The organism is Rhizobium sp. WYCCWR 11128 (assembly GCF_013416305.1).
In the GTDB taxonomy this organism is placed as follows: domain Bacteria; phylum Pseudomonadota; class Alphaproteobacteria; order Rhizobiales; family Rhizobiaceae; genus Rhizobium; species Rhizobium indicum.
In genome coordinates, this window is record NZ_JACCEZ010000016.1 from 1 (window position 1) to 24,807 (window position 24,807).

The following is a 24,807-nucleotide window of genomic DNA, read 5'->3' on the forward strand; positions in this document are numbered from 1 at the left end:
TCGGCAAGAACGTGCTGCCGCGCGTCGCCGCTCTTCTCGATGTCGCCCAGGTCTCCGAGATCATCGAGGTGATCTCGTCCGATACCTTCAAGCGGCCGATCTATGCCGGCAATGCCATCCAGACGGTACAGGCGACCGATGCCAAGAAGGTCATCACCGTGCGCACCGCTTCCTTTGCCTCTGCACCGGAAGGTGGTTCGGCGACCGTCGAGGCAATCCCGGCGGTTTCCGATCCGGGGTTGTCGACCTTCGTCAAGGACGCGCTGTCGGCCTCCGACCGTCCGGAACTGACCTCTGCCAAGATCATCATCTCCGGCGGCCGCGCCCTCGGCTCGGCGGAGAAGTTCAAGGAAGTCATCCTGCCGCTTGCCGATAAGCTCGGTGCTGCCGTCGGTGCATCCAGAGCCGCCGTCGATGCCGGTTATGCGCCGAACGACTGGCAGGTCGGCCAGACCGGCAAGGTGGTGGCGCCGCAGCTCTACATTGCCTGCGGCATTTCAGGGGCCATCCAGCATCTGGCCGGCATGAAGGATTCGAAGGTCATCGTCGCCATCAACAAGGACGAGGAGGCGCCGATCTTCCAGGTCGCCGACTACGGACTGGTCGCCGATCTCTTCGACGCCCTGCCGGAATTGCAAAAGGCGCTCTAGCGGGGGGAGACCGAACGTGGTGCGCGTCGTGGGACGTCCAATCAAACCTGGTGCCGACCTTCTCCTGAACGATGACGAAAAACCGGCATACATACGGCTGCACGACATCGGGAGGGAGAGGCGCTCTCGGCCGCTGCAGGAATTCCTCAATGATGTCGGCGGGCTAATGCTGTCGGCGGAGGCTCCTGCCGTCGCCAGTTTCGTCGCGGGCAAGGTTCTCCAGAGGCTGCTCAAGACCGGCAAGGTGCGTCCAGAGGGCGGGCCTCTTCCCGGCGCGCCGGAAGGGCTGGATGACGCCATCGGCCATCTTGCAAAATCGGGACGAAAATACGAGGCGATCGCCGGCCAGTTCCAGAGTCTCGCCGACAAGCTGCTCTGGAGACGCGGCCGCTCCGGTCCGTTCGCAAGCCTGAATTTCGGCAATACGCACTCCCATGCGGTCTTGGTCGGTCCCGGCGGCATGGAGGAACGCGCCGATCTCAGGGTCGGCGTGATCTACATGGATCGCTATACAAGATTTCCCGATCACGTTCAGACGCAGCCCCGCGCTTTCATTCTGCTTTCGCCGGGTGAAATCTGCCTTGGCAATTCCCAATGGTTTTCTGCCGGTATCGGCACAGTCTTTGCAAACGACGCCGGGCAATCCTTCGCGATAAGATGCACAGCCCGGCCACTGCTGGCGGTCTGGTGCCAGGTTGAGCGGGAGACGTGATGGGGTCCTTGGCGACAATGGGTCGGAGATGTACGAAAAGCTTGAACGCCAGAGCTTGAAGTCTCGGCGGTAACGCAGCGAAGCAGATCGGCGAGAAACAGGTCGATCCGAATATGCAGCATCAGAATTCAATTTAAGAGGAAGGATATCAAAATGGACGTTCGCGCCGCCGTTGCCGTTCAGGCAGGAAAACCGCTCGAAGTGATGACCGTGCAGCTGGAGGGGCCGCGGGCCGGCGAAGTGCTGGTGGAGGTCAAGGCGACGGGCATCTGCCACACCGATGATTTCACCCTGTCGGGCGCCGATCCGGAAGGCCTCTTCCCGGCAATCCTCGGCCATGAGGGTGCCGGCATCGTCGTCGATGTCGGCCCTGGTGTCACTTCGGTGAAGAAGGGCGACCACGTCATTCCGCTCTACACCCCGGAATGCCGCGAATGCTATTCCTGCACCTCGCGCAAGACCAACCTCTGCACCTCGATCCGCGCGACCCAGGGCCAGGGTGTGATGCCGGACGGCACCTCGCGCTTCTCGATCGGCAAGGACAAGATCCATCACTATATGGGCTGCTCGACCTTTTCGAACTTCACCGTGCTGCCGGAGATCGCCCTTGCCAAGGTCAATCCCGACGCGCCGTTCGACAAGATCTGCTACATCGGTTGCGGTGTCACGACCGGTATCGGCGCTGTCATCAACACCGCCAAGGTCGAGATGGGCGCGACGGCGATCGTCTTCGGGCTCGGCGGTATCGGCCTCAACGTTCTGCAGGGCCTGCGTCTTGCCGGTGCCGACATGATCATCGGCGTTGATATCAACCCTGACCGCAAGGCATGGGGCGAGAAGTTCGGCATGACCCACTTCGTCAATCCGAAGGAGGTCGGCGACGACATCGTGCCCTATCTCGTCAACCTGACCAAGCGCCACGGCGACCTGATCGGTGGGGCCGACTATACGTTCGACTGCACCGGCAACACCAAGGTGATGCGCCAGGCGCTGGAAGCGAGCCACCGCGGCTGGGGCAAGTCCATTATCATCGGCGTTGCCGGCGCCGGCCAGGAAATCTCCACCCGTCCGTTCCAGCTGGTCACCGGCCGCAACTGGATGGGCACCGCCTTTGGCGGCGCGCGCGGGCGCACCGACGTGCCGAAGATCGTCGACTGGTACATGCAAGGCAAGATCCAGATCGATCCGATGATCACCCACACCATGCCGCTCGAAGATATCAACAAGGGCTTCGAGCTGATGCACAAAGGCGAAAGCATCCGCGGCGTGGTCGTGTACTGAGCCATGAAGACGATCTCGACCGAGAATTCTCATGGCGGCACCCAGGGCGTTTACGTCGATCGCTCGGATGTCTGCGACTGCGACATGACCTTTGCGGTATTCCTGCCGCCGCAGGCCAAAGCACGGAAGCTGCCGGTTCTATGGTACCTTTCCGGTCTGACCTGCACCCATGCGAACGTCATGGAAAAGGGCGAGTATCGGCGACTTGCCGCAGAACTCGGCATGATCATCGTCTGCCCCGACACCAGTCCGCGGGGCGATGCCGTCCCGGACGAACCTGGCAATTGGCAGTTCGGCAAGGGTGCCGGCTTCTACGTCGACGCGACCGAGCCGCCATTCGCACAGAACTATCGGATGTACAGCTACGTCGTCGATGAATTGCCGAAGCTTATCGCGGCCGAGTTTCCGGTCGACATGGACCGCCAGGGAATCTTCGGTCACTCGATGGGCGGACATGGCGCGATCACGATCGCGCTCAGGAACCCCGAACGCTTCGGCAGCTGCTCGGCTTTCGCTCCGATCAGCCATCCCTCGGTCTCCGGCTGGTCAAAGCCGGCATTCCAGAAATACCTTGGATCGGATGAAACGGCCTGGCGGGCATATGATGCCTGCTCGCTCATCGAAGACGGGCACCGGTTCCCGGAATTCCTCGTCGACCAGGGGACGGGGGATAGCTTCCTGGAGGATGGATTGCGCCCCGAAGAGCTCAGGCAAGCCTGCGAGACGGCCGGCATCAGCCTGCGGCTTCGCATGCAGGAAGGCTACGGCCACTCCTACTTCTTCATTTCGACATTCATGGAAGACCATCTGCGCTGGCACGCGCGGAGATTGGGAGACTGATTGCAGAGCTTGGCCGGGCATATTGCAAACGGCCCAGAAGGGGAGGAGAAACCCATGACCAGCATAGCCATACATCCGGCAGTGGATTCAGGCTTTCGGGCGACTGACGCTGCTTTCGCAGGCGGGACGCTCGTCTGCAAGTGCGCAAGCAATCCGGTGAAGGTCAGGATCAAGAGCGACATTGCCCACAATCATGCCTGCGGCTGCACGAAGTGCTGGAAGCCCGAGGGCTTCGTCTTTTCAGTCGTGGCCGTCGCGCCGACCGATAGCGTCGAAGTTCAGGAGAATGGCGACAAGCTCGCCGTCGTCGATTCCACAGCCTTGATCCAGCGCCACGCCTGCAAGGAATGCGGCGTGCATATGTATGGGCCGGTCGTGCGCGAACATCCGTTCCAGGGATTATCGTTCGTCCATCCGGAACGCTTTCAGGAAAGCGGCTGGGCGAAGCCGGGCTTTGCGGCCTTCGTGTCGTCGATCATCGAAAGCGGCTTCGATCCCGCGAAGATGGACGCAGTCAGGGCGCAGTTGAGGACGTCCGGCCTCGAGCCTTACGATTGCCTGAACCCTGGCCTTATGGACTACATCGCAACCTGGATGGCCAAGAAGAGCGGCGTCCTGGCCGCGTGATTTGACCCTGGGGAGCGCCGGGTCGGCGCTCCCCGACAAACGCCGCTATCCGGATATCGAGATATTCCGTGAAGGCCTACGGCGGCTCAGGCTAGCCGGATCGAAGCCGCGGGAAACATTGGACAAACCATTTTCATTGACGATCATGATCCGCTAGCGCATTTCTTTCAGTTTCGATGAGCACGCTCTCACAAGCGGCAAGGAGATGACTATGCGACCTGAGCAGCATCGACAGGCAGACGCCGCCGCGAAGTCGGCTGGCCGGCTCAAGGTCGGCTTCGTTTTGGCGCGATCATTCACACTGTCGGCCTTTGCGCTCTTCGTGGACACGCTGCGACTTGCCAGCGACGAGCAGGATCGTTCCGGAAGGGTCCTTGCCGACTGGCAGGTGATCGGCAGCACGCGGCACCTGATCACCGCGAGCTGCGGCGTCCAGGTTGCTCCGACCTCCGATTTCGTCGATCCGTCGAAGTTCGATTACATCGTGGTCGTCGGCGGCCTTCTGACGGTGGAGAACCCTGTCGACCAGCAGACCATCACCTTTCTCAAGCAGGCCGACGCCAAGAAGGTGCCGCTGATCGGCGTGTGCACGGGTTCGTTCATCCTTGCTGCGGCTGGCTTGATGAAAAGGCACGATTCCTGTGTGAGCTGGCTGCATTACAAGGAGTTTCGGGAGCGGTTTCCCGAGCTTAGCGTTCGGTCCGACCGGCTCTTCAATCTCGATCGCCAGCGCGGATCGTGCGCAGGCGGCAGCAGTTCCGCCGACATGGCGGCGTTGCTGGTCAGGAAATATATCAGCCGCGACGCTGAACGTAATGCGCTGGAGGTCCTTCAGATCGAAAAGGCCCGGACTTCAGCGGACATACAGCCCCGGCGTCCGCTCTACGACGACTATGACGACGCCCGCGTCAAGGCGGCGATGATTACGATGGAACAGTTCGTCGATGGCAGCATGTCCATACAGAAGCTTGCCGCCACGGTTGGCCTGTCTCGGCGGCAACTGGAGAGGATCTTCATCGACAAGACGGGAATGTCTCCAGCCAAGGCCTATAATCGCGTACGCATGGAGCGGGCGAAATCGATCCTTGCCCAGTCGAAGGCGCCGCTGATCGAGATTGCGCGGGATGTCGGCTTTGAAAACGCCTCGCAGTTCACGAGAACCTTCAAGCGCACATTCGGACAAACGCCGTCACAGCATCGTGCCGCGTCGAGAGCGCACTAAAGCGCGTCGCAATCTTTCAGATTCGCTCCTCGCGCTTTAGGTCTTTGTTCTTTGTTCTCACGCATGTCGTTGCCGCAAAACCGCCGCACACTTTTGCGCGACATGCTTTCTTCAGATCTCTTCCCACGGAAACGTGTCCAGCCGCTCGGCTCCCCTTGCCGTAATCAGAGCCTGGGTTTCCAGCTTGATGCTCTCGGATCCGGCTTCGGCGATCAGGCTTTCGACGTTGAGCACCATGCCCTCCTCGATGACGCCGCTGAAATCGGGATCGAAATCAGGGTGCAGCAGGATCCCCGGCCATTCGTCGGCCATGCCGGTGCCGTGCAGAGCGAGCGTGTATCGATAAGGCTGGTATTTCTCCGGAATCCGCCACGACAGTTCGTTGAATTCCTGGAACGTCATCCCGGGCTTGATGATTGAAAGATTGTGCTCGATCTGATCCCTGGCAGCGGCGTAGAGTTCTTTCTGCTTGGCGTTCATGGCCACGTGTCCCGCTGTCCACGAGCGCGATAGATCGGCGCAATAGCCGTAGGGTCCGATCATGTCGGTGTCGAAGGATATCATCTCCCCGCGTTTGACTACGTAGTCCGAACATTCCTGATACCAGGGGTTTGTTCTCGGGCCCGCGGTCAGGAGCTTGGTCTCGAGCCACTCGCCGCCGCTGCGTGCGTTTTCGAAGTGGAGCTCGGCCCAGATCTCTCTTTCGGTGCGGCCGGGCTCGGACACCTCGTACATCCGCGCCATGCCTGCTTCGCAGACACGGATCGTCCATCTCATCAACTCGATTTCATCGGCGCTCTTGATGGATCGCGCCCGCTCGGCCAGCTCCTGACCGTCTAAGAGCGTGAAGCCGCGTTCCCGCAATTCGAAGGCGCCCGCCGGTTCGAGCCTGTCCACCGCCACGCGCTTGTTGCCGCCATTGCGGCTCACGAGGTCCGCGACCTCGTCCGCCCAGGCTTTCAGGCGGGGTTCCATAAGGTTGCCTGATGTGAAGAATATCCAGGATTTCGCCGGGCGGATCTCGTCGATGCCGGGAAGCCCGTCATTGACATGTTCGGCGCCTTCGAATTCGAAGAGTATCGCCGGACCATCGGCCAGGATCAGAGCGTAGCGCGAGGCGTTGTGCATCGTCCAGATGCTCATATTCGATGAATCGAAGGCATATCGGATGTTGACGGGATCGTAGAGAAGCAGGGCGCCGCAATCCCATTCGCGCATCTTCGTGCGCAGGCGTCCCAGACGATAGCTGCGAGCCCGATCGAGGGTCGTGGCCGGCAAAGGACTGATAAGAGGCCGATGCGCTCCCTCAGGATTGAGATATGCCTGCTTTCGCTCATCCTTGAAGACCGTCGGGCCGGCCAGCTCGGCGGAATCGCTTTCCTCTCGCAACATTTCAGTGAGCCCCTGTTGTCGGTGAATGACGCGACGTTACCGGGCGCTCAGCGCTCGATGACCAGATCGCTGAGCGGCTTGGAGCAGCAGGGCAGAAAGAAGCCGGCGTCGATTTCCCTCTGACGAATTCCGCCATTGTGGTTCATGTCGACCGTGCCTGACGTAAGCTTCGACTTGCAGGTGCCGCAGACTCCATTCGCACAGGAGGACGGGATCCTGACGCCCGACTTCTTCGCACAAGAGAGCACGCTCTGGTCGCCTGTTACCTCGATGCTGCGCGCCTGCTTCGAGAAGGTGACCTGAAAGACCCTCGCCGCTGCCTCCTGAGCCGCAGGGATTTCGGGTTCGTCGATGACCGCGGCGTCGAAACTTTCCTCCAGGTAATTCGAGGCGGGCACGCCGAGCTCGGCGGCAATGGTGCGCGCGGCGGCCATGAACGGGGCGGGGCCGCAGCACATCACGGTTCGCTCGGCGATATCGGGAACCGCAAGCCGCATGTAGTCTTTCGAAATACGGCCGGTCAGACCGGGCCAGGACGGCTCGCCGGCCACGGTCTCCGGGAGGAATTGCAGGCGAAGGTCTTTCAGCCTGCGGGCGATGCAGGCCAGTTCGTCGCGAAAGATCAGGTCCTGCGGCGTCCGCCCGGCGTGCATGAAGACGACGTCGGCAGGTTCGCAACTGTCGGCGAGTTCCCGCAGAATGGACATGACGGGGGTAATTCCGGAGCCGCCCGACAAAAGCAGAAGCTTGCGTCCAGACGTCTCGGGCCTGACGAAGTGGCCGAGCGGCCCGTTCGCCTTGATGGTCGCGCCGGGAACCAGGGTGTCGTGAAGCCAGTTGGAGATCTTGCCGCCGGGAACGCGCTTCACCGTCACGGAGAAGGCGTTTGTCCGATGTGGCGAAGACGAGATGCTGTAGCACCTGTTTTCAGCGTCTCCATTATGTTCCAGGTCGAACAGGAAGTACTGTCCTGCCTTGAACGCAAACCGCTTGCCCTCACGGGACGCAAAGGTGAATGTCTTGACGTCATGGGTTTCCTGCTGGACGTCGAGGCAGACGAGCGCGTCGTCTTCTTCCGGGTTCCAGAGGTCGTGAAGGGCGGCCCTTGCTGCGGGCATCTGCGGGCTCCTAGTATCCATGGGCGCGCATCCGATCGATGTACCAGCTGGCGAATTTGTCGAGGTTCGTCTCGGAAAAGCGGGAGTAGGGGCCTGGTTGATATGCCGGGTCGAGAGTGCCTGCATGGGAGCGCGCCACGAGATCGGCGTCCTGGTCCGTCGTCGCGACCCAGACATCCGTCAGCTTGTCGAGATCGTAATCGACGCCTTCGACGGCGTCCTTGTGGACCAGCCACTTGGTTCTGACCAGCGTCTTGCCCGCCGAGAGCGGAATGACGGTTGCCACCACGGCATGGTCGCCCATGAAGTGGTTCCAGCTGTTGTGGCCCCAAAGATGCGTGTCGCCGAGATCCTTGCGGGTCATGTGCCCAAGAAGTTTGGAGGATGCGGCGGTGGCGTCGTGGGTCTGGGATTCGCCGGCGCCTGCGATGATCAGCCGCTGGGTGCGGAAGTTGGTGGCGCAGTCGGCGAGCTGCTCGACGGCCGCCGACGGAAAGCCGTCGGACTCCCAGGCCTTCGTCTGCTCTTCATACAGCCTGAAATGTTCCTCGGCCTGTTCGCGATCCTCCGGGCTCAGCGTCTCCGGGTCGAAGCCGAAGTCGAGATCGACGAAGGAGACGCAAAGCTCCGGATGGTTCGCCGAGCAATGATAGCATTCCCGATTGTTTTCCATCGTGAGCTTCCAGTTGCCATCCTCGATGACATCGGTTTGGAAGGCAACCTTTGCGTTCCGGATGTCGTAGGGGGCGAGGCGTTCGGTCATGGCCTGTTCGAGGATGGCGATGTCCTCGGGCGGATTGTCGGAGAGACAGACATAAATCAGTCCGCCGATCGACTTGAAGGTGACGGGCTTGAGGCTCCGACACTCCTTGTCGAAGTCCTTGCCCATGTGAGGCGCGTAGCTGAGCTCACCCGTCAGTTCGTATGTCCAGGTGTGATAGGGACAGACGAGTTTTGAGACGATCGTCTTGCCCGGATCGAGAAGTCGGGAGCCGCGATGGCGGCAGACATTGTGCAGGACGCGAATTTCTCCGTCGTCGTCACGCAGAAGGATCAGGCTCGTCTTGCCGATATCGATCACCGTGGCGTCACCGGGTTCTGGGACATCGCAGTCGAGACCGACACAAATCCAGTGATTGTGGAAGAAGACGTCGATGTCTGCTTCGAACACGTCTTCCCTGACGTAAAGGCCGGCCGGCAGGGAGTGACCGTTGGCACGAGCGTCGAGAAGGGCGGAAATGGAAGATGGGAGCTTGTTTAGCATCAGAACCTCTTATGCGAGAGTTTTCCTAGATTGCCCTTGCAGTTCCGATGTTTCAACGGCATAAAAAATTCGCTTCGCATAAGTTTTTGTCATGCGATGAGGAATTCTGGGATGCACTTTAGAAGACGGATCCCGTCGCTGACGGCACTGGTGACCCTGGAGGCGGTGCTCAGAAAGAAGAGCTTCACCACGGCTGCGACCGAATTGGGTGTCACCCAGGCGGCGGTCAGCAGGCAGATTGCATTGCTGGAGGAGGAATTCGGCCAGCCCCTATTCGTGCGCAAGCATCGAGCGATCGAGCCGACAGCGGCATGCATCAACCTCGGAGCCACGCTGGCCAAGAGCTTTGCCGATATTGCCGAGAGCGTGGAAGCGCTCCAGTCGCGCAGCCAGGACGTGTTGACCATAGGAGCGACCGTTGCATTCTCTTCTTTCTGGCTGCTGCCGCGGCTGGCAGAGTTTCGCCGTGCCAATCCGGGCATCCTGGTGCGGGTGATATCCCAGGACAGCCCGATCGCTCTCGATGACGGAGAAGTCGATGTGGCAATTCGATATGGTGTGCCACCCTTCAGCGATAGCACCGTCATCGCCTCGCACGGCGACGTCATCTGCCCGGTCTGCTCTCCCGACTATCTCAAGCGTCGTGGCGATGGCGCGCTCGGCTCCGCCGACGAATTCATCGAGACGGACGTTCTCGATCGTTCCTGGTATAGCTGGGCGCAGTGGTTTTCGCTGACCGGCGCCAACCTCGAGATAAAGCCGTCGCTTCGGTTCAACCACTATACCGAAACCATCGCAGCCGCACGCGCCGGGCAAGGGATTGCGTTGGGATGGCGCATGCTGGTGGGCACCTTTCTGGAGGATGGAACCCTGGTGCAGGTCGACGGCGGCGAGCTTGCCGCGGAAGATCGTTACAACGTGATCGTGCCCGTCAAAGCCAAGCGAAGCAACGCACGCGATCTTGCCGCCGCCTGGCTGACGGCATCATTGCACGGTTGATCGAAGCGTAATCACAAACCCAGCCCCACGGTTGCCGTTCGGTGAACGCCTTTCGGGACGAAGGCGAAGCGATCCGCCAGTCCCAGGAAATCGGCCGCCAGGTGAATGACGGAAAGCCACATTTCCGTTCCCTGCAAGCTCGGTTCAGCACCATCGGCAAACGGGAACCCTTCGCCATCCCGCCATCTATCCAACGCCCTCGATATGACCTTGCGGGCGATCGCCTCGCCGTCGGCCCGCCTGTAGTCGGTTTGCCGGGCAATCAGCAGCAGAGGATGAATCGTATCGAGCAGGTTGCACGCATTGTATTTTGCTGCAACGAAGCCTTTGTGGTTGCGATAGTTGAGATGAACCGTTTCAAGCGAGGCGTGCGGGTGGGGAAGTGCCACGCCGAACTGGGCGTAGGTGCCGCGCGTCAGGCGATAAAAGCCGTTCACCGGTTGAAGCCATCCTTCCGCCGCGGTCGGTTCACCCCACAGCCCCGAAACGCTGTTGGCATTGCGGCTCAGCCACTCGAAGAGCGCCTGCCGTGAATGCCTGATGCCGAAAGACTCCGCATTGAAGTACATGGCAGTTCCGATCGCATCGACCACGCTTCCGGCGTGCCATGCCCGGGTCGACCAGGGCAGGGCGCTCAGCCATTCATCCAGCTCCCCGGCGCCGAGCTCGACCGCATGGACCGGTTGGCGTGGACCGGAACCAAGCAGTTCAAGCGCATAGCCAACCGCAAGGACGTTATAGAGCGCCTTAGAATCATCCTTCAATGCCCTCCCGTGCTCTCGCGCATGCTCTTCCGGGAAAAGGCCGGTCTCTTGGTCCTGAAGACCTTGGAGACGCTCGACTGTCTCCGCCGCATCGAGATCGGGCGGCAGGTGGCCGAAGCCGGCAGCGATCTCGATTGCATCGCAGAGATGCCGGGTCGCCGGTCTGCGGATGCCGTCTGCTTCCAGCGATTCATAGGACCCCTGCGTTTTCCAGCGTGCCAGAATGTCCGGCCATTGGTCTTTTGCCTTCTGACCGAGCCTGGTCAATTGATCTTCAATGTCGCCAGTGCCGGATTTCTTGGGTGCCGAGCCTCGGCTCCGCAGCACCCGGGCGGGTACGCCACCGGCAATCGCCATGGCGGGAATGTCTCCCGTGACCACCGCTCCGGCGGCGATCACCGCACCGTTTCCAATCGTGGCGCCATCGAGGATCACGCAATTGGCGCCGATCCAGACATCGTCGCCGATCACGATGCCGATGCTGACGACGCCCTGGCGGTGTATAGGAATGGTCGGATCGTCGAAGCCATGATTGAAGCCGACGATCGAGGCATGCGAAGCAATCCGCACGCCATGACCGCACGTCACCGTGCCGGAAACACAGGCATAGGGATTGATGGTGCAATCGTCGCCGAGGATCACATGGCCGCGAACGAGCGCGTGCCCGGCGATCCACGACCGCTCGCCCATCGTCAGGCTTTCGGTGAAGACTGCGGCATTCTCGGCGATGTAGGACGTCTCGGCCAGTTCCGCATCGCATGATCGCCTGAGTTCCGCCTTGCGGGCGAGGTGAGTGGGATGACGGAGGTCCGACGCAATGTGTTCCCAGGTCAGGTATTGAAGCCTGCGCGCTTCCTTCTCTTCGCTCACTGACGATTGCGGGCTATTGACGTGATCCATTCTGCTCCTCATTCCCGGGTTCAACCGCCGAATAATCGTCTGCCTTCAGCGATCAATTGCCTCGCTTCATCAGACGGCCTGATTCGTCCAAAAAGCCGCAATTTGTCGGGGGCTGCTGGCCTTACTACCTAGGAAGAAATCGATCGAAATTCCATCGGTCTCGTTTCCATCGAAGGAGTTCGCTGCCTTGTTATCGCTGAACGGCACCTTAACCTTCAATGGCCCTTATGTATCTTTGAACAGACCCTTCCACGACACGTGAGCCATCTGTTTTGATCGTTCTCCCCGTGAATGCACCGTAAATCGACTCAAATCGATATGGCCGTACGGCCTCCGATATGCCTTCCACAGTTCTGGCGTTGAGCGGAATGAGGTTCGGATAGCTGCGCATGAAGCTCACATACTGACGATCCAGCGTGACTTGCATCGTGTCGCCCACGAACAGAGCGCCCCGTCCAGCTTCCAGCCAGGGACAGTGAAGCACCGAACTGCCAGCGAAATGCCCACCGCAACGAATTACGGTCGCCGGACCGACTTGCAAAGTTTCACCCTTCCAAAGGCGAAGTGCCGGACCAGGTCTCTGTACCCATTCGCCGTCATCGGCGTGGAGATAGATCGGCACGTCGCCACAGGCTGTGCTCCACTCGACCATCGAAGAATAGAAGTGTGGGTGTGAAATTGCGATCGCCGTAAGACCGCCCATCGCAGCAATTTGGGCCGCACTCGCCTCGTCAACGAGGCTGAGGCAATCCCAAAGAATGTTGCCATCCGGTCCCTCGATGAGGAAGGCGCGCTGGTCAATTGCGAAGGCAGGTGAGATCTGCAGGCTGTGAACACCCTGCGCTTCTTGGTTCCAGATCACACTGTGTGTCCGGCTGATTGCCGCCATATCCGTCCACCTTTGCCCCGACTGGGGCACGAACTGACGGTCGTCCTCGCAGACCGGGCAGGCTCGCGGCGGCTCAGATCTCTCGCTGAACTGAGCGCCGCAGGCGGTACAGATAAAACAAGTCATGCTCAAATCCTCAACAGGTTTGGGTGCGGCCTCTGCATCGCCAGCAAAACATGCAGCAGATGTCGAATGTTCCCAATTGCATTGTTCCCATCATGTAGTGTTGCGACATGGGAGATTGGAAGGTGCCAGTGAGGCTAGCCCTCGGCCGTGCATGAAGTCGCCCCCGGTCTTGGGACGACGGGGCCTCAAGCCGAGTGAAATGGGTGAGGCGCACGGAAGCCAGGCTAAAACGTTGTCGCTGACGTAACGGAAGAATCGGACTCGCGGAATGAGCATAGCCGCCCTTACAGCTTATCGAGTGCGGGCTGTTCGGTTGCCGGCACTCCTGACATGGCAAGATAGGCGCCACTCAGCATCACGACGATCTGCAAAGACGTCACATGCCACGCATCGATCATCGGCGACGTGCTGAGCCATCTGGAAACCTTGAGGCGAGTTATGCCGCGCTCAGAAGTTCAGCGCTGACCGGCATGCCCATATGAAAGCCCTGGACGCGGTCGATGCGAAGATCCTTGAGAAGGGAAAATTGTGCTGCAGTTTCTACGCCTTCCACCAGGATCGTATTCCCACGATTGCGGATGAGAGCAATCATGTCCTGAAGCATCATCAGACCGCGTGGGTTCGAGCAGTCGTGCAGGAAGGTTCGATCGACCTTGACCGTCTGAAACTCGATTGCCCTCAGCCAGGAGAGGCCCGCGAAGCCGCAGCCGAAGTCGTCAAGCCAGATTTCGACGCCGAGTGCCCGCAGATCGGCGATGCATTTCAGCACCTCCGACTGCATATCCATGTCCAGGCCCTCGGTGACTTCCAAGGCTAGTCGCGACCCGCAGACCCCGCACCGGGCAAGGATATCAGCGACACTGGCAGCAAAGCCGGGGGAACGCAGTTGTATCGGCGACACGTTGACGCTGACGGTCGCCATGCGATCGGTCATCAGTATATCCCGGCATGCCGTCTCGATCGCCCACCTGCCTAGTTCGAGGATAGCGCCACTTCGTTCCGCAACCGGAATGAATGTCTTCGGCGAAACCGCGGAGCCGTCCGGCATCCTGAGGCGCATCAAAGCCTCGACAGCTCTTGCTTTCCCGTTCGTCACGTCGAAGATCGGTTGGTACACGAGCGAGACCAGTTTGCGATCGATAGCGGCCGCCAGCAGCGGGACGAGTTTGCCAGCATGGTCGTCGGGGCGAGGCAAAAACGGATCAAAACTGCGAATGCAGTTTCGGCCACTTGCTTTGGCATTGTAGAGAGCGAGGTCGGCTTCACGTACTATTCGTTCAACTTTCTCTCCCACTTTCTCGCGGGTGAAGGCGACGCCGATGCTGACGGTTACGATCGACATATCGTCTGGTCGCTCGTCGTGAGCAATCGCAAGAGACTCGACTTCCATTCTGATCTTCTCGGCGAGAGTCATCGCGACCTTGGGGAGGGCAGCCGGCATGACCACTATAAACTCCTCGCCACCATATCTGCCGATCATGCCATCGGACGACTCTACAACCGCCTTCAGCGCAATGGCGATGACGGTCAGGCATCGGTCTCCTTCCTGATGTCCGTAGCGATCATTGAAGCGTTTGAAAAAGTCGACGTCGATGAGGAACACGGAGAAGTCGCGGTGTTCGTCTTTCCAGGCGGCCCAGCATTCGTCGAGCCGCCGATCCAGCGCGCGTCTGTTGCCGATGCCTGTCAGATAGTCAGTATGTGAAAGCTCGAGCAGTGACCTTCCGCGCTCGGACGCTTCCCAGTGCTGGTGGCGAGCCTCCGCCGCGTTCAACAACACGTTTCGACGCTCCACGTTCAATCGCCAATTGACGAAAGACGTGAAGGCAAAGCACGAAATGTAGAACATCCCGAAGGCAAGCTTGTAGGTTTGGCTTGAAGGAAAAAATTCCACGATCGTAATGAAAAATGCGCATAGAACGAGGCCCGAGGTGATCACCGAAAGCCGAAACGGGAAACTGAAAAACAGGTTGGCGCCCATCATGAAGATGGCGCCGAATATCATGTAGTATGACATGGCGGTGACGTCGCGGGTAGCAATCGCCGGGTAAAGCCAGCCTACATAGCCCACAAGCAGAGCAGCGGCGCATGTGATGTCAAGCCAGACGGTTTTCGCATTGGCCAGTCGCAGAATTTCGAACGCCAGCAGCGCGATCGTTGCAACGACGAATCGCGCGGCGATCGTCATAGGGGCAACATCGGGGATCAGCCATCGGTCGGGAAGTGCAAAGGCCACATAAACGGCAACCGCCATCCAAAGACCTTGCCGTGAGCTCCGCCTCCGGACAGCATCATTTTCAGTTTTCAGAGATTTGAGAGCCTCGGCGAATGAAAAACTGGCGGTAGATTCGTCACTCTGGACATTAGTGCAAGCCGCGATCATGCAACGACGCCGGCCTGACAGCCATCTAAAGTATGTTGAAAAGTAAGCCATACTTCGGCGCCCTCCAAAATCGCGTTCGGCGACCTGCAACCGGTTTGTCTTATTGCTTAGCTTTGTTAGAGGGGTAGCATCTGACCCGCAAGAGTAGAATTACCCTTATCCCGTGTGGATTCTAGTCGCATCCTATTTCGAGGTTGATTATGCTTAACGCTATATCAAGGGGATCTCGAAATGGCACAAAGCCTGGTCTTGGACGGTGAAAGTCTTGTTGCGCCCGGCGAAATTCGTCGGGTGGCAAGGAGGGTTGCTACCCCAGATCCCGGCCACCTGATCGTTGCCAGAGCCGAGCTTGCCCTCAGCCTTGACGTGTCGATCCGTCAGTTCAAGTCCGGCGTCGAGCCCAATGCGATCATCGAGCGTCTTGCCGAGGCCTTGCACCAGATACGGCGGCGCTTTCATCCGGAGGTGTGGGACGTCATCGTTCCGATCGCGCAATCCCATCCCGTTGCTCACTATCTTAATCAAGATCCATTGACCCGCTGGTCGTTCGAAAAACCGCGCGGCTATTCTGGCGACGCACGCCTTCTCGACTTCATATACGGCCGACCTGAAATCGAGGACGCCGTCTTGTCCGCGAGCAACTTGGGACGTTCGATCTACGCCTACACTCGAAATGCTTCGTCATCCGTCGCGGTGAGGGAGCGTCGAGACATTCTGGCTCGCCGCGTTGACGAAATCGCTTCGACCCGGGCTGGTTCCACCGAAGTTCTCGCCATCGCTGCCGGGCATCTTCGTGAGGGGCCTTTGTCGAGCGCTCTCAGCGCCGGCGCGATCAGACGCTGGGTGGCTTTGGATCAAGACCCGATAAGCGTTGGAACCGTCGCTCGCGATTTCGCCGGCACGTCCGTCGAGGCCGTGAACGGGTCGGTCAAATCCCTGCTCGGTGGGAGGCACGCGCTGGGAATGTTCGATTTCGTCTATGCCGCGGGTCTCTATGATTATTTGCCGGACGCGGTAGCCGTAAGGCTGGCCAGGAAGTGCGTCAGCATGCTGAAGCCTGGCGGCACATTCCTATTCGCCAACTTCTCCCCGGAGACCGACGTCGATGGCTATATGGAGACATTTATGAACTGGGCGCTGCTGTTGCGGTCAGAACCAGAGATGGGCTTGATCGCCAGTGAAAGCGTGACCGGGGCGGATGTGAAGGTGTCTGTTTGGCCCGGCTCAAACCGCAGCATTGTCTACTGTGAAATTCAAAAACCGCATTAGGCCGCACGTCTGCCGTCCGATCCGGTAGTCTTTGGGTAGTCCGTTAGTTCAAAATCCGGGAGCGACCCTGTCAGAGGCTGCATGAGAAAAGGGCGTGGCTGCTCTCCGCCACGGCCTTTGAGCTGTTTATCGGCCGGGGCAAATGAGACGGGCCATGGCTGTGTCCAGTGTGGTCGTGCCCTTCACCGGCTCGCCCTCGAACCGGATCCAGCCTTCGTTGAAGCCATCGATCATACGCATCCGCGGGAGGGGGTTCTGCATGCCCTGATCGGTGAAAATCTGCTCCCAGGTGTCGCGGGCGACCGGCTCCGCCCGGACGGGTTTGCCGAGGATGGATGATAGGACAGCGGCGATATCGTTGGGCGTGACGCCCTCTGGCCCCATCAACTCGACGACCTGTTTGCCCACCCACTCGTGCTGCAGCAGTTCTGCCGCCTTGGCTGCGACGTCGAGGACAGAAACCATCGGATAGGGCTGATCGAGCGGCTGCAGGAAACTCGAGAAGACACAGGTCTCGCGCGCCGGCGCGATATCCCAGGCCGTGTTCTCCATGAACCAGCCGGCACGCAGAAAGGCGATTGGCATTGGCAAGGCAGATAACGTCTGTTCGACGAGACCAAGCTGGCTCAAGAGGTTAGGTTCTCTGGCCTGCGCGCCGATGGTGGAGAGGCAAACGACCTTGGCGGGACGAGACGAAAGAAGCGCGGTCTTCAGGGCCGCAATGACAGCGCGCACTTCCATAAAGCCAGGGGTCGGATCGAAGGTCGGCGGGATCAGCAGAAAGACGCCGTCGGCGCCGGCGAAAGCCTTGGTGAGCGCATCGGCGTCGGTCATCTCGGCCAAGGCCAGTTCCGCTCCTTTGTCCTTCCATTCCGCTGCTTTCTCCGCATTGCGCGCGACGGCGCGTATCGGCACCCCTGCCTTCAGCAGACGCGCGGCGACAATGCCTCCGACTTGGCCTGTTACTCCGGTGATCACAAACATGGTTAGACTCCTTCGCTTCCTGCACCGCCAGCAGGTTGGCGGTTTGTTATGCTGATCATGTCCTTCGGCAGCACTTGACTGAAGCGCGCTTCTGTCACATGATTGGTGACTAAAAATCACGGATGCCCGATGTTTGACGGACGATTATTGAATGGCGTGAGCGTACTGGCCGCCGTTATCGAGAGCGGAAGTTTCGCGCGGGCGGCGGAGCTAATGGGACTATCGGCGTCGGGTGTCAGCCGCGCCATTTCCCGACTGGAGGGGCGGATCGGTCTGCGGCTGCTCGACCGGACAACACGCACGATGCGGCTCACCGATGACGGCGCACGGTTCTACGAACAGGTGGCCCCACTCTTGAGCGGCATCGAAGAGGCTGCGCAGACAGCTGTTGGCGCCAGACAGGCGGTGCGTGGCCGACTGCGAGTCAATGTCGACCCATATTTCTCACGCCTTGTGCTCGGCCCGCGGCTCGGCGCCTTCCTCGACCGTTACCCGGATATCCAGATCGAGGTCATCACCCGCAACGAGATCGGCGATCTTGTTACTGATGGCATGGACGTCGCTGTGCGCTTTGGCGAGCCTGCACAACGGTCGCTTATTTCGCGCCTGTTGATGCAGACACGCGTGATCACGATTGCGGCTCCCGCTTATATCGAGCGACATGGTCGGCCGGGCCGTCCACAGGATTTGAGCGAGCATACCTGTATCCAGTTCCAGGACCCGCTGACTGCAAGGCCTTTCGAATGGGAGCTTCGGCGGGGTGAAGAGGTCGTCTCGATCGAGACCCGCAGCCGCATTTTAGTCAACGATGCCGGCACGACCTTGGCGACCTGCCTTGCGGGGATAGGCATCGCGCAAGTCTTCTCACTCGGGATGGCGGATTATCTGAACAATGGGCAGCTCGTGAACCTCTTTCCCGACTGGTCGGACGAGACATTCCCGCTCTACGCCTTCTATCCCTCGCGTCAGCATGTCCCGGCTAAGGTCAGGGCCTTTATCGATTTCTGCGTCGAGATCATCGAATAGACGGAGGCGCCTCGTCGAGCGCCTCTGCTGACTAAGCCGGCCGCGGCTTTCTGGTTCTGATATAGGCCATTGCGGAAATTCGTCCTGTTGGGTTCTTTCATGCTTGGGAGGAAGCGATTTCAGATTTCCGGGCATGGAACCCTTGTCAGATGCGTTCTATGCGGACCGGATACGCGCCGCGCACCAGCAACGGCTCGAAACCATTGTCGAAGCGGCCGAGCCGGATCAGCCCGTCCCAGCGGTAATCCGCGTAGAACAGGGCCAGGTTACCCCACGGTTTGAAGTAGCAAAGGTCGCCCGGCTGCTCGTTTCCGAAAGCACCGCTGCCTTCTTCGGTCAGCTTGCGCGGCAGATGGACGATCTTTTCGTTCCTGCCGTAGTCCTCGATCGTGAGGTTCAGGGGCAGCATGGAAACGAGATCGCGCGCCGTCGGATTGTCGAAGAGTGTCGCGGTCAGGGTTAGATTGTTGAAGCCTATCCTGATCCTGACGTCTCTCGCCTCGGGACTCGCCGGGCCGCGCTCGTCCTGCCCTTGCGCCACGAGAGGGAGAGCGGCGGCCGCCAAAGTTCCGCCCAGCACCGCGCGACGGCTCATGAACTTGGATGTCATCGACATAGCGCGCCTCGCGTCAGACAGGTTGAGCCGTCGGCCGGAACAGGATTTCGTTGATGTCGACATCATCCGGTTCGTTCACCGCGAAGGCGACCGTTCGGGCGAACGTGTCCGCGCTGATGGCGATCTTGCTGACGAACTCCTTGGTGCCCGCCTGGATGTCCTTTTCGCTGATATGTTCGAGGAGTTCGGTGCTCATTGCGCCGGGTGAAATGATCGTGGTGCGGATATTGTATGGTTTCACTTCCTTCCGCAGCCCTTCCGAGAGCGCGCGCACGGCGAATTTCGTCGCGCAATAGACGGCGGCACCCGGATCGACCACGTGGCCGTAGACGGAGGACACGTTGATGATGTGCCCCGACTTCTGCGCTTTCATGTGCGGAAGCGCTGCTGCGATGCCGTAGAGCACGCCTTTGATGTTCACGTCGATCATGCGATCCCACTCGTCAACTTTGAGCCGTTCGAGCGGCGCAAGCGGCATCAGGCCGGCATTGTTCAGCATGACGTCGATACGACCGAAGGCGTTGACGGCGGTGTCGACGAGGTTTTCGACTTGATGTCGGTCCGTGACGTCGGTTTGGACTGCCTTGGCCCTATGGCCCTTGGCGGCCAGTTCCTCAGCCAGCTTAGCGATGCGGTCGCTACGCCGCGCGCCCAGGACGACGGAAGCGCCGCGCTCAGCAAGATGACGCGCGGTGGCTTCGCCAAGCCCGCTGCTTGCCCCGGTGATGACGACCACTTTGTTTTCAATTCCTTGGGACATGATGATCTCCTGTTTTGAGGTTTCTGAAGGTTCAGGAACGGCGACCGGCGAGCGCGGCGAGGACAGCCGAACCGGCGAGAAGGCAGGCGGCCAGAAGGAAGGTGCTCCACCATCCCGCGGTGTCGAACAGCATGCCGCCGGCGAAAGCGCCGCATGCAATGGCAAGTTGGATCAGCGCCACCTGCAGCCCACCTGCCGCTTCCAACTCGCCGGGGATGATAGCGGCCATCCATGTGTTCCAGGCGACTGGAATCGGCGTCGAGAAAAATCCCCACATGACGATCAGGCATGCGGTAACCGCCGCGAACGGCCCGAGAGCGATCAGCAGCAGGGCAAGGACCGAAAGAGCAGCCGGCAAGCCTACGAGAACGAAGAGGAGGTGGCGCCGGGCGACGAAGCCAATGACGGAGGTTCCAGCCAGTCCGCCGACGCCAAGGCCGAGAAGCACCATGGACAGAACATTCAATTCCAGTCCGGTGACGCCTTCGAGGAACGGACGAAGATAAATGGACAGTGCGTTCTGGCCGATGAAGGCGAGAGAGGTCGCCGCCATTCCAATCGCGAATGTGCGATTGCGCAGCAGCCCGAATATTCTGGCCACCGACACGGTTGATGTCGCCGGCATCCTCGGCAGAACGACCAGTTGCCAGACGAGCGCTGCTATTCCGATCGGCACCGTGATGAAGAATGTGCCCCGCCATCCGATCAACCCGCCAAGAAAACTGCCGAGCGGCGCGGCAAGGACGAGGGCGAATGCGGTGCCGCCTTGAAGAAGCGCAATGGCCCTGGGCAGATCACGGTCTGAAGCCAGGCGTGCCAGAATAGCCGTCGAGAGCGACCAGAAGCCGCCGATCGAAACGCCGACCAGGGACCGCCCGACGAGAAAGACAAGGAAGTTGGGTGCGAGGGCAACCGCCAAGCTCGATGCAACAAGAACCGCCGTATAGAGCAGGACGACAGACTTCCGGTCGATCCTCGCCAGGAAGGCATTGCCGAAAAGGCTGGTGATGACCGCAAAGACTCCCGACACGGTGATCGCTAATCCAGCTTGCCCCTCTGAAATAGAGAGCTCCCTGGCGATCGGGGTCAGAAGGCTCACAGGGAGAAATTCCAACCCCACCAGAAGGAAAGTGAGAAGCGAGAGGCAGGTCACAGCAGACCATGAGGTCGCCGTGTCGTCCGTCAGTGAGGTCTCATTCAATGTCAACTCGACGGTCATTCACGTTCTCCTGTCCGTTGCCAGATAGATAGCCGGACTGGTTTTGCGCGACTAGAAGTTATAATCTGAACGTCGTGATGAAGGAGATTCAACAATGCGGCGCGACGAGTTCACGGAAATGCGTGCGTTTCTGGAGGTGGCTCAGGAGCGGAGTTTCACGCGCGCTGCATCAAAATTGGGAGTCACGCGCTCGGCGCTGAGCCATACGATCAGCGCGCTCGAAGCCCGGCTTGGCGTCCGGCTTCTCTCCCGCACGACGCGTGACGTGGCTCCCACGGCGGCCGGTGCGCGGCTCGTGGAAAGTATCCAGCCGCATTTCGAGAGCATCGCTGCCGGGATCAGCGCCCTCGGCGCGCTGCGCGACAAGCCTTCGGGCACAGTCCGCCTCGTATGTCCCGATGATGCCGTGGAGCTGGTCTTCCGTTCGAGGCTGCCGGCATTTTTACGGGATTACCCCGATATCACCTTGGAACTCATCGTCGACAACGGTTTTACAAATATCGTGGAGCGCCAATTCGATGCCGGCGTGCGGCTCGGCGAAGCGATTGCGCGCGACATGGTGGCCGTTCGCATTGGACCCGATATCTCTTACGCCGTGGTCGGATCACCCGAATATTTTGCGGCCCGCACTGTGCCTTCGACCCCGCATGACTTGACGGACCACAATTGCGTCAACCTGCGTCTTCCGACGTCAGGCGCTCTCTATGCCTGGGAGTTTGAAAAGGATGGCCGCGAGTTCAGCGTTCGTGTGGAAGGCCAGCTCGTGATGAGCAACATAGGGCCGGCGATCAATGCCGCTCTCGACGGCGCCGGGCTGTCTTATGTGCCGAGAGACCTCGTCCGGCAATATTGTGACAGCGGTCAACTGAATGAAGTGCTGGCCGACTGGGCGCCAACATTCCAAGGGTATCATCTCTATTACCCCAGCCGGCGCCATCCATCCCCTGCTTTCTCCGCCTTCGTCGAAGCTTTTCGCTACCGGCATCGGTAACCAACACTCATGTCGAGAGGTTCTGCCGGACAACGGGGCGCAACAACGCTGCACCCCTTGCTCATCGAAGGTTGCCGAGGGCTGTTACCGGGCGCTGTCGATGATTGCGCCGCCGTCGGGGGTAAGGCTGTATCCCGTAATGAATTGGGAATCCTTGCTGGCCAGGAACAGCACCACCGGGGCAATGTCGTATTCCGGCGAGCCGAAACGAGCGAGCGCGTTTGTCGGGGGAGGGATATCCTTTTCCGCAGCACCCCAGGTGTCCGCGATCGGCAGAACGTTGTTCACGGTGATGTTGTCGGCACCCCATTCGCGTGCCGCCGTGCGAGTCAGCGCGCGCACCGCCTCCTTGGCCATGTTGTACGGACCGTAACCAGCCAGTCCCACGGTGCCGGCCATCGAACCGAAATTGATGATCCGCCCGTCTCCGCCTTCTCTCAGGTGAGGATAACAAGCCTGCATGAAACGCAGATATGCGATCGGCCCGGTGTCGAAGTTCCGTTGCAATTGCTCGACCGAAAGGTCTATGACCGACGACGAGACCGCAGAACCATCGAAAGCATTGTTCACGAGAATGTCGATGCGGCCATATGTGGCGACAACCTTGTCCACCGCGGCGGTGATCTGATCGGCTTCACCGACGTCGCAGACGACGCCGAGGGCGGTGCCGCCCGCTTCGACGATATCCGCGACAACGCGTTCGACGCCTTCGGATGTGCGCGAAAGAATTGCGACCTTCGCGCCTTCGGCCGCAAACAGTTTTGCGGTGGCGCGGCCAATGCCGCGGCTTGCGCCAGTGATAACGGCAATTTTTCCATTGAGTCGACCCATGTCTATCTCCATTTGATAAGGCTTGAGAATCGTCGAGGTGTCAGAGGGCAGCAGCCTGGACGTAAGGTGAGGGGACGTCGCGGGCGTCGTTCTGCGTCATAAACGAGGCGATCAGCAGCGCCAGGCCGATCGCCGCTGGCAGAGCACCGACAGGTTTTCGAACGCCGATATGGGCGAGGCCCGACAGCAGCAGGTGAAAGAAGATGCCGGCATAGGCGAGATCGCTGAGCGGCACGCTCACGCGCGAAAGGATCGCGATCGGGCCGATGACCTTAACAATGATCATGAACGGAACCAGGTTGTTCGCGCTGTATCCTAGTTCCGTCAGCGCCTCACGAACCCACTGTTTCTTTGTGGCGTACATGTAGGCTGAAGCGAGATAGAGCGCGGATAGAAGTGCCGTGCTGATCCAGTATCCGTAAAATTCCAGCATAAGTTCATCCCTGTCGCTGCCCAGGCAGCAACATTCCTCTCGTCGAGTCTGTCGGTTTCTATGTGAGGGGCGCTCCTTTTACTGCGTCCCTGATGCACGGATGGAAAATGTCGTCTAAGGTCTATCTTTGCAAGTAGGATGAATTACTTGCAGCTAGTATGGAAAACCAGACCGTGGCCGATGGCAAAATCAATATGCATGAGGAGATGCGTCGCGCATTCGCGCTGCTCTCCGGCAAATGGAAGCTGGAAATCATGTGGCTGCTCCATCAGCGGATCCACCGGTTTGGCGAACTGAGAAAGGCTATTCCCGGCATTACCCAACACATGCTGACGGCGCAACTCCGCGAGCTCGAAGCAGACGGGCTCGTGTCCCGCACCATCTTTGCGGAGGTTCCTCCGCGCGTCGAATACGAGATCACCCAAAAAGCGCGGGGCCTCGGTCCCACCATGGAAGCGTTGACGACATGGTGGAATGAGTACGGGAAGAGTGTGCCGGTGAAACCGAGCGCACGCGGTCGGAAAGCGAGAGATGGCTGAACTGCCTGTGGGCCGATTGATCATAGTGGCGCGATAGCCGATAGCAATGACGATATCGCAGTCCGTCCGGCGGCTACTCACCGGAAGTTCGTCATCTCAAGGATCACATTCACGAAAAACTCGAACCGGACTTGTCCCAGCCTTCCTTGACCGTCTCCATCGCAACATTCGTCGATGTGCTGGCAACGTGGGGCAGTGTCGAGATGCGCTCGCCGAGGACGCGGCGGTAGCGGCCGATATCGCGCGTGCGGATCTTCAAGAGATAGTCGAACCTGCCGGCAATCATATGGCACTCTTCGACTTCGCTGATCTTCTTGATGGCATCGTTGAAGCTTTTCAGCGCATGCTCGCGGGTATCGGAAAGCTTCACCTCGACGAAAGCAATATGGTCGAGCTGCATTTTCGACGGATTGAGGATGGCCTTGAATCCTTCGATATATCCGTCGCTGATCAGCCTTTTGAAGCGGATCTGGCACGGCGTCTTCGACAATCCGACACGCGCGGCCAGATCGGTGATCGACAGCCTGCCGTCCTCGGCGAGTGCGGCGAGGATCTTTCTGTCGAACTGGTCCAATTCACTAAAGATGTCGGTTTCGGCAGCCATTCGAACTCTCGGGGGTGAATTAATAAGTTCATACAGCCTGGAAACGGCTGAAATCAAGTGAGATCGCGATTTGAGGCTGTGGTAGATTGTGGGCCGGGCAGAAGAGTGCTGAAATCGGTATCGGCGCCGCGCTCAAAACGGGGATCATTCATGCATAATAAAGAAGCGGATGACGATCGGACGCCGGATTTGCTCGCTCACTACCGGCCGCTGGCGATCAGAGCCGTAGCCGCGGCGCTCACCCTCAAGCGCGACAGACCGGATGCGCGCCCGCTGCGAGAGACGGAATATTCCGGCCCCGCCTTCACGGACGATGAACAGTGGGACGACGAGCCCGGCATCTCGTTCATCCGTTAAACCAGACATCG

Annotated in this window: 25 protein-coding genes; 12 read left to right on the forward strand and 13 right to left on the reverse strand. The window is 59.7% G+C overall.

Annotation, left to right across the window (positions count from 1 at the left end):
* The 6 genes from HX898_RS30410 to HX898_RS30435 form a co-directional block, all read left to right on the forward strand.
* On the forward strand, positions 1–650 hold a 650-nt coding region (locus HX898_RS30410), incomplete at its 5' end, for an FAD-binding protein (protein ID WP_180196588.1).
* 16 nt (positions 651–666) lie between these two features.
* Positions 667–1,362: a dimethylsulfonioproprionate lyase family protein gene (locus HX898_RS30415; protein WP_180196589.1), complete on the forward strand. Its 696-nt coding sequence runs from the start codon at positions 667–669 to the stop codon at positions 1,360–1,362.
* Between the two features lie 153 nt (positions 1,363–1,515).
* Positions 1,516–2,643 (forward strand): S-(hydroxymethyl)glutathione dehydrogenase/class III alcohol dehydrogenase, encoded by a 1,128-nt coding sequence (locus HX898_RS30420; protein WP_164049258.1) that lies wholly within the window; start codon positions 1,516–1,518, stop codon positions 2,641–2,643.
* A 3-nt stretch (positions 2,644–2,646) separates the two neighbouring features.
* Positions 2,647–3,483, forward strand: coding sequence for an S-formylglutathione hydrolase (fghA, locus tag HX898_RS30425; protein ID WP_138388636.1), 837 nt, complete (start codon positions 2,647–2,649; stop codon positions 3,481–3,483).
* Positions 3,484–3,537: 54 nt separating this feature from the next.
* Positions 3,538–4,110, forward strand: a complete 573-nt coding sequence (gene gfa / locus HX898_RS30430) for an S-(hydroxymethyl)glutathione synthase (RefSeq protein ID WP_180196590.1) — start codon at positions 3,538–3,540, stop codon at positions 4,108–4,110.
* 211 nt (positions 4,111–4,321) lie between these two features.
* Entirely contained in the window at positions 4,322–5,332 is a 1,011-nt protein-coding gene (locus HX898_RS30435; RefSeq protein WP_180196591.1) for a GlxA family transcriptional regulator, read from the forward strand.
* A 111-nt stretch (positions 5,333–5,443) separates the two neighbouring features.
* Here the strand turns inward: HX898_RS30435 and HX898_RS30440 are convergent, their stop codons facing one another.
* The 3 genes from HX898_RS30440 to HX898_RS30450 are packed head-to-tail and all read right to left on the reverse strand — an operon-like array spanning position 5,444 to position 9,106.
* Complete coding sequence (locus tag HX898_RS30440; protein ID WP_180196592.1) at positions 5,444–6,724, reverse strand: Xaa-Pro peptidase family protein; 1,281 nt, start codon at positions 6,722–6,724, stop codon at positions 5,444–5,446.
* 47 nt (positions 6,725–6,771) lie between these two features.
* Positions 6,772–7,842, reverse strand: coding sequence for an FAD-binding oxidoreductase (locus HX898_RS30445; RefSeq protein WP_180196593.1), 1,071 nt, complete (start codon positions 7,840–7,842; stop codon positions 6,772–6,774).
* 10 nt (positions 7,843–7,852) lie between these two features.
* A complete protein-coding gene (locus HX898_RS30450) occupies positions 7,853–9,106 on the reverse strand; it encodes an aromatic ring-hydroxylating dioxygenase subunit alpha (protein WP_168264237.1) in 1,254 nt (417 codons plus the stop codon).
* 111 nt (positions 9,107–9,217) lie between these two features.
* Here HX898_RS30450 and HX898_RS30455 point away from each other — a divergent pair, with 111 nt between their 5' ends.
* Positions 9,218–10,105, forward strand: a complete 888-nt coding sequence (locus HX898_RS30455; protein ID WP_171600571.1) for a LysR substrate-binding domain-containing protein — start codon at positions 9,218–9,220, stop codon at positions 10,103–10,105.
* 11 nt (positions 10,106–10,116) lie between these two features.
* Here HX898_RS30455 and HX898_RS30460 read toward each other — a convergent pair whose 3' ends face one another.
* The 3 genes from HX898_RS30460 to HX898_RS30470 form a co-directional block, all read right to left on the reverse strand.
* The gene (locus tag HX898_RS30460) at positions 10,117–11,769 is read right to left on the reverse strand and encodes an acyltransferase (protein WP_180196594.1); all 1,653 of its coding nucleotides are present in this window, start codon (positions 11,767–11,769) and stop codon (positions 10,117–10,119) included.
* Between the two features lie 208 nt (positions 11,770–11,977).
* The gene (locus tag HX898_RS30465) at positions 11,978–12,784 is read right to left on the reverse strand and encodes an MBL fold metallo-hydrolase (RefSeq protein ID WP_180196595.1); all 807 of its coding nucleotides are present in this window, start codon (positions 12,782–12,784) and stop codon (positions 11,978–11,980) included.
* A gap of 436 nt (positions 12,785–13,220) precedes the next feature.
* Positions 13,221–15,218, reverse strand: a complete 1,998-nt coding sequence (locus HX898_RS30470; protein ID WP_180196596.1) for a GGDEF domain-containing phosphodiesterase — start codon at positions 15,216–15,218, stop codon at positions 13,221–13,223.
* 180 nt (positions 15,219–15,398) lie between these two features.
* Between HX898_RS30470 and HX898_RS30475 the strand changes: the two genes are divergently transcribed.
* Positions 15,399–16,436: a class I SAM-dependent methyltransferase gene (locus tag HX898_RS30475; protein WP_180196597.1), complete on the forward strand. Its 1,038-nt coding sequence runs from the start codon at positions 15,399–15,401 to the stop codon at positions 16,434–16,436.
* Positions 16,437–16,562: 126 nt separating this feature from the next.
* Here the strand turns inward: HX898_RS30475 and HX898_RS30480 are convergent, their stop codons facing one another.
* Positions 16,563–17,420 (reverse strand): NmrA family NAD(P)-binding protein, encoded by an 858-nt coding sequence (locus tag HX898_RS30480; protein WP_180196598.1) that lies wholly within the window; start codon positions 17,418–17,420, stop codon positions 16,563–16,565.
* 129 nt (positions 17,421–17,549) lie between these two features.
* Between HX898_RS30480 and HX898_RS30485 the strand changes: the two genes are divergently transcribed.
* Positions 17,550–18,446, forward strand: coding sequence for a LysR family transcriptional regulator (locus tag HX898_RS30485; protein ID WP_138388647.1), 897 nt, complete (start codon positions 17,550–17,552; stop codon positions 18,444–18,446).
* 145 nt (positions 18,447–18,591) lie between these two features.
* Here HX898_RS30485 and HX898_RS30490 read toward each other — a convergent pair whose 3' ends face one another.
* From HX898_RS30490 to HX898_RS30500, 3 genes are read right to left on the reverse strand one after another with little or no spacing between them, the layout of a single operon-like run.
* Positions 18,592–19,062, reverse strand: a complete 471-nt coding sequence (locus HX898_RS30490) for a cyclophilin-like fold protein (protein ID WP_180196599.1) — start codon at positions 19,060–19,062, stop codon at positions 18,592–18,594.
* Between the two features lie 13 nt (positions 19,063–19,075).
* Positions 19,076–19,822 carry an SDR family oxidoreductase gene (locus HX898_RS30495; protein ID WP_180196600.1) on the reverse strand — a complete coding sequence of 249 codons (747 nt, stop codon included), beginning with the start codon at positions 19,820–19,822 and terminating at the stop codon, positions 19,076–19,078.
* Positions 19,823–19,853: 31 nt separating this feature from the next.
* Positions 19,854–21,041, reverse strand: coding sequence for an MFS transporter (locus HX898_RS30500; protein WP_180196601.1), 1,188 nt, complete (start codon positions 21,039–21,041; stop codon positions 19,854–19,856).
* A 94-nt stretch (positions 21,042–21,135) separates the two neighbouring features.
* Here HX898_RS30500 and HX898_RS30505 point away from each other — a divergent pair, with 94 nt between their 5' ends.
* Complete coding sequence (locus HX898_RS30505) at positions 21,136–22,032, forward strand: LysR family transcriptional regulator (protein WP_180196602.1); 897 nt, start codon at positions 21,136–21,138, stop codon at positions 22,030–22,032.
* Positions 22,033–22,116: 84 nt separating this feature from the next.
* Here HX898_RS30505 and HX898_RS30510 read toward each other — a convergent pair whose 3' ends face one another.
* Together HX898_RS30510 and HX898_RS30515 are read right to left on the reverse strand one after the other, a co-directional pair.
* Positions 22,117–22,863, reverse strand: a complete 747-nt coding sequence (locus tag HX898_RS30510; protein ID WP_180196666.1) for an SDR family oxidoreductase — start codon at positions 22,861–22,863, stop codon at positions 22,117–22,119.
* 40 nt (positions 22,864–22,903) lie between these two features.
* Complete coding sequence (locus HX898_RS30515) at positions 22,904–23,296, reverse strand: DoxX family protein (protein WP_180196603.1); 393 nt, start codon at positions 23,294–23,296, stop codon at positions 22,904–22,906.
* A gap of 158 nt (positions 23,297–23,454) precedes the next feature.
* Between HX898_RS30515 and HX898_RS30520 the strand changes: the two genes are divergently transcribed.
* Positions 23,455–23,835, forward strand: a complete 381-nt coding sequence (locus HX898_RS30520; RefSeq protein WP_180196604.1) for a helix-turn-helix domain-containing protein — start codon at positions 23,455–23,457, stop codon at positions 23,833–23,835.
* Between the two features lie 109 nt (positions 23,836–23,944).
* Here HX898_RS30520 and HX898_RS30525 read toward each other — a convergent pair whose 3' ends face one another.
* A complete protein-coding gene (locus HX898_RS30525) occupies positions 23,945–24,439 on the reverse strand; it encodes an Lrp/AsnC ligand binding domain-containing protein (protein WP_180196605.1) in 495 nt (164 codons plus the stop codon).
* A 150-nt stretch (positions 24,440–24,589) separates the two neighbouring features.
* Here HX898_RS30525 and HX898_RS30530 point away from each other — a divergent pair, with 150 nt between their 5' ends.
* Positions 24,590–24,796, forward strand: a complete 207-nt coding sequence (locus tag HX898_RS30530; protein WP_180196606.1) for a hypothetical protein — start codon at positions 24,590–24,592, stop codon at positions 24,794–24,796.
* Positions 24,797–24,807 lie beyond the last annotated feature (11 nt).

What these genes read in the sequence shown, in the direction of transcription:
- HX898_RS30490 (WP_180196599.1), bottom strand. Translation starts at nt 19,062, where the DNA reads ATGTCGATGACATCCAAGTTCATGAGCCGTCGCGCGGTGCTGGGCGGA.
- HX898_RS30460 (WP_180196594.1), bottom strand. Translation starts at nt 11,769, where the DNA reads ATGGATCACGTCAATAGCCCGCAATCGTCAGTGAGCGAAGAGAAGGAA.
- HX898_RS30470 (WP_180196596.1), bottom strand. Translation starts at nt 15,218, where the DNA reads ATGGCTTACTTTTCAACATACTTTAGATGGCTGTCAGGCCGGCGTCGT.
- HX898_RS30505 (WP_180196602.1), top strand. Translation starts at nt 21,136, where the DNA reads ATGCGGCGCGACGAGTTCACGGAAATGCGTGCGTTTCTGGAGGTGGCT.
- HX898_RS30495 (WP_180196600.1), bottom strand. Translation starts at nt 19,822, where the DNA reads ATGTCCCAAGGAATTGAAAACAAAGTGGTCGTCATCACCGGGGCAAGC.
- gfa (WP_180196590.1), top strand. Translation starts at nt 3,538, where the DNA reads ATGACCAGCATAGCCATACATCCGGCAGTGGATTCAGGCTTTCGGGCG.
- HX898_RS30480 (WP_180196598.1), bottom strand. Translation starts at nt 17,420, where the DNA reads ATGTTTGTGATCACCGGAGTAACAGGCCAAGTCGGAGGCATTGTCGCC.
- HX898_RS30530 (WP_180196606.1), top strand. Translation starts at nt 24,590, where the DNA reads ATGCATAATAAAGAAGCGGATGACGATCGGACGCCGGATTTGCTCGCT.
- HX898_RS30525 (WP_180196605.1), bottom strand. Translation starts at nt 24,439, where the DNA reads ATGGCTGCCGAAACCGACATCTTTAGTGAATTGGACCAGTTCGACAGA.
- HX898_RS30440 (WP_180196592.1), bottom strand. Translation starts at nt 6,724, where the DNA reads ATGTTGCGAGAGGAAAGCGATTCCGCCGAGCTGGCCGGCCCGACGGTC.
- HX898_RS30445 (WP_180196593.1), bottom strand. Translation starts at nt 7,842, where the DNA reads ATGCCCGCAGCAAGGGCCGCCCTTCACGACCTCTGGAACCCGGAAGAA.
- HX898_RS30450 (WP_168264237.1), bottom strand. Translation starts at nt 9,106, where the DNA reads ATGCTAAACAAGCTCCCATCTTCCATTTCCGCCCTTCTCGACGCTCGT.
- fghA (WP_138388636.1), top strand. Translation starts at nt 2,647, where the DNA reads ATGAAGACGATCTCGACCGAGAATTCTCATGGCGGCACCCAGGGCGTT.
- HX898_RS30465 (WP_180196595.1), bottom strand. Translation starts at nt 12,784, where the DNA reads ATGACTTGTTTTATCTGTACCGCCTGCGGCGCTCAGTTCAGCGAGAGA.
- HX898_RS30515 (WP_180196603.1), bottom strand. Translation starts at nt 23,296, where the DNA reads ATGCTGGAATTTTACGGATACTGGATCAGCACGGCACTTCTATCCGCG.
- HX898_RS30435 (WP_180196591.1), top strand. Translation starts at nt 4,322, where the DNA reads ATGCGACCTGAGCAGCATCGACAGGCAGACGCCGCCGCGAAGTCGGCT.
- HX898_RS30475 (WP_180196597.1), top strand. Translation starts at nt 15,399, where the DNA reads ATGGCACAAAGCCTGGTCTTGGACGGTGAAAGTCTTGTTGCGCCCGGC.
- HX898_RS30455 (WP_171600571.1), top strand. Translation starts at nt 9,218, where the DNA reads ATGCACTTTAGAAGACGGATCCCGTCGCTGACGGCACTGGTGACCCTG.
- HX898_RS30420 (WP_164049258.1), top strand. Translation starts at nt 1,516, where the DNA reads ATGGACGTTCGCGCCGCCGTTGCCGTTCAGGCAGGAAAACCGCTCGAA.
- HX898_RS30485 (WP_138388647.1), top strand. Translation starts at nt 17,550, where the DNA reads ATGTTTGACGGACGATTATTGAATGGCGTGAGCGTACTGGCCGCCGTT.
- HX898_RS30500 (WP_180196601.1), bottom strand. Translation starts at nt 21,041, where the DNA reads ATGACCGTCGAGTTGACATTGAATGAGACCTCACTGACGGACGACACG.
- HX898_RS30510 (WP_180196666.1), bottom strand. Translation starts at nt 22,863, where the DNA reads ATGGGTCGACTCAATGGAAAAATTGCCGTTATCACTGGCGCAAGCCGC.
- HX898_RS30520 (WP_180196604.1), top strand. Translation starts at nt 23,455, where the DNA reads ATGGAAAACCAGACCGTGGCCGATGGCAAAATCAATATGCATGAGGAG.